Origin of the sequence: Streptomyces torulosus (genome assembly GCF_001419765.1) — a bacterium.
GTDB classification, from domain to species: domain Bacteria; phylum Actinomycetota; class Actinomycetes; order Streptomycetales; family Streptomycetaceae; genus Streptomyces; species Streptomyces torulosus.
The window spans coordinates 381-3,353 of sequence record NZ_LIRK01000762.1; the positions used below are offsets into that span (position 1 = coordinate 381).

Below are 2,973 nucleotides of genomic sequence, written 5' to 3' on the forward strand. Positions count from 1 at the left end.
GCGCGGCGGCGCCGCCGACGCGCTGCCGCCCGGCTTCGACACGGCCGAGCAGCTCCTGATCGTCAACGACTTCCCGCACGGCTTCGACGACCGGGCCGTGACCCAGCTGCGCTACCTCGCGGACGAGGGCCCCGCCGTCGGCGTCCATCTGATGATGGTCGCCGACCGTCAGGACGCCGCCGCCTACGGGCCGTTGCTCGACCCGCTGTGGCGCTCGCTGCTGCGACTCACACCCACCCCGGACGACCACCTGGCCGACCCCTGGGTCGGGCACGCGTGGACGTACGAGCCGTCGCTCGTCCCGCCGGGCAGCCGGATCCTCCACCAGGTGCTCACCCAGGTCGCGGACGCCCGCCGCTCCTGGAACCGGTGAGCACGACCTGGCCCCCACCTGCATCAAGACCTAGTAAAGCCGCTCTGACCTGCGATTTTGATACTTCCTTTGCCTGCCCCTTTACCTATTCTTGGTGAATGGGTATGCTCTTATGAGCGGAGGGGAGTACTCCCTACTTGCTGCGGCGTACCCGTCAATACGGATCAGACAGATCCCGGGGCGTCGGCCCGGCGGCACCAGGCGTTGTGGAACGCCCTGGAGGACCGGGTGGAAGAGACCTCCGGTAGCGATGACGCTGCAATTTGCCGTTACGTACTGCCGGAGGCGCAGTGGATGTTTCCACGACCCTGTGGGTCCTGACAGTGGTGGGCCTTGCCGCCCTCATCGCGGTCGACTTCTTCATCGGCCGCAAGCCCCATGACGTGTCCATCAAGGAAGCCGGAATCTGGACGGTCGTCTGGATCGTCCTGGCCGCCCTCTTCGGACTCGGACTGTTCGTCTTCGCCGGCGGCCAGCCGGCCGGAGAGTTCTTCGCCGGCTTCATCACCGAGAAGTCGCTGAGCGTCGACAACCTCTTCGTCTTCGTCCTGATCATGGCGAAGTTCGCGGTGCCCTCGCAGTACCAGCAGCGGGTGCTCCTGATCGGTGTGCTGATCGCCCTGGTGCTCCGCGCGATATTCATCGCCGCGGGCGCCGCGATCCTCGCCAGCTTCGCCTGGGTCTTCTACATCTTCGGCGCGTTCCTGATCTACACCGCCTGGAAGCTGATCCAGGAGGCCAGGGCCGACGAGGAGGACGAGGACTGGGAGGAGAACAAGCTCCTCAAGGCCGCCGAGAAGCGTTTCGGCGTCGCCGACCGCTACCACGGCACCAAGCTGTGGATCGAGCAGAACGGCAAGCGCGTCATGACGCCGATGCTCGTCGTGATGCTCGCGATCGGCACCACCGACGTCCTGTTCGCCCTGGACTCGATCCCGGCCATCTTCGGCCTGACCCAGGACCCGTACATCGTCTTCACGGCCAACGCGTTCGCGCTGATGGGCCTGAGGCAGCTGTACTTCCTCATCGGCGGGCTGCTGAAGAAGCTGGTCCACCTGTCCTACGGCCTGTCGGTCATCCTCGGCTTCATCGGCGTGAAGCTGGTCCTGCACGCGCTGCACGAGTCCGGCGTCCATGTGCCCGAGATCTCCATCCCGGTCTCCCTCGGGGTGATCTGCTCGGTCCTGATCGTCACCACGATCACCAGCCTCCGTGCCTCCAAGAAGCAGGCGGCGGCCGAGGCGGAGCAGCAGAAGACCGAAGGCGCCGAGAAGGACAGCGTCGAGGCCTGACAGCGGCCGCCGCACAGCACAGCAACGATCGAAGGGGCCCCGCCCACCGACGACGCGCATCCACGGCGTCGACCGGAGTGCGGGGCCCCTTCACGTCTGAAAGGATCACCGCATGCTCGCTCGACTCCGGTCGCTCGCGGCGCGATGGACCGTCGCCGTCCCGGTGGCCGCGGTCGTCCTGCTCGTTCTCACCTGGGGGCGTGATCTGCCCGGGGTGCTCGTCGCCCTGGTCACGCTGGTGCTCGCGGGGGCCGTCCTCTCGGCCGTCCATCACGCCGAGGTCGTCGCCCACCGGGTCGGCGAACCGTTCGGTTCGCTGGTCCTCGCGGTCGCGGTGACGATCATCGAGGTCGCGCTGATCGTCACGCTCATGGCCGACGGCGGCGACAAGAGTTCCACCCTCGCCCGGGACACCGTCTTCGCGGCGGTGATGATCACCTGCAACGGCATCCTCGGACTGTGTCTCCTCGTCGGCTCACTGCGTCATGGACTCGCCGTCTTCAACCCGGAGGGCACCGGCGCGGCCCTCGCCACGGTCGCGACCCTGGCCACCCTCAGCCTGGTGCTGCCCACCTTCACCACGAGCAAGCCCGGCCCGGAGTTCTCCACGGCCCAGCTCACCTTCGCGGCACTGGCGTCACTGCTGCTCTACGGCCTCTTCGTGGCGACCCAGACCATGCGCCACCGGGACTACTTCCTGCCGATCACCCGACAGGGCGAGGTGATCACCGCGGACGACCACGCCGAGGCGCCGACCTCCCGCACCGCCGCCGTCAGCCTCGGACTCCTCGGCCTCGCGCTCGTCGGTGTGGTGGGCCTCGCCAAGGGCGTCTCGCCGACCATCGAGTCCGGTGTGCAGGCCGCGGGACTGCCGCACGCCGTCGTCGGTGTGGTCATCGCCCTGCTCGTGCTGCTCCCCGAGACCATCGCCGCCCTGCGCGCCGCCCGCCGCGACCGCGTCCAGACCAGCCTCAACCTCGCCCTCGGGTCCGCGATGGCCAGCATCGGCCTCACCATCCCGGCGGTGGCCCTGGCCTCGCTCTGGCTCTCCGGTCCCCTCGTCCTCGGCCTCGGCGCGACCCATATGGTGCTGCTCGCCCTGACCGTCGTGGTGGCCTCGCTGACGGTGGTGCCGGGGCGGGCGACGCCGCTCCAGGGCGGGGTGCACCTCGTCCTGTTCGCGGCGTACCTGGAACTCGCGGTGACCCCGTAGCGGGGAGCGCCCCCGACCAGTTGCCAGGGCGTCCCCGACCCGTAACCGGGGCACTTCCGACGCGTAGCTGGGGCACTCCCGACCCGTAGCCGGGG

2 protein-coding genes and 1 pseudogene are annotated in these 2,973 nt (G+C 68.7%); all 3 read left to right on the forward strand.

Annotated features, from left to right (window positions below; translation table 11 throughout):
- Nucleotides 1–373, forward strand: a pseudogene (locus AOK23_RS50975) (TerD family protein); the annotation flags it as partial.
- A gap of 290 nt (nucleotides 374–663) precedes the next feature.
- A complete protein-coding gene (locus AOK23_RS39370) occupies nucleotides 664–1,665 on the forward strand; it encodes a TerC family protein (RefSeq protein WP_055717242.1) in 1,002 nt (333 codons plus the stop codon).
- Nucleotides 1,666–1,777: 112 nt separating this feature from the next.
- Nucleotides 1,778–2,878, forward strand: a complete 1,101-nt coding sequence (locus AOK23_RS39375) for a calcium:cation antiporter (protein ID WP_055717243.1) — start codon at nucleotides 1,778–1,780, stop codon at nucleotides 2,876–2,878.
- Nucleotides 2,879–2,973: the final 95 nt, after the last annotated feature.

What these genes read in the sequence shown, in the direction of transcription:
- AOK23_RS39375 (WP_055717243.1), top strand. Translation starts at nt 1,778, where the DNA reads ATGCTCGCTCGACTCCGGTCGCTCGCGGCGCGATGGACCGTCGCCGTC.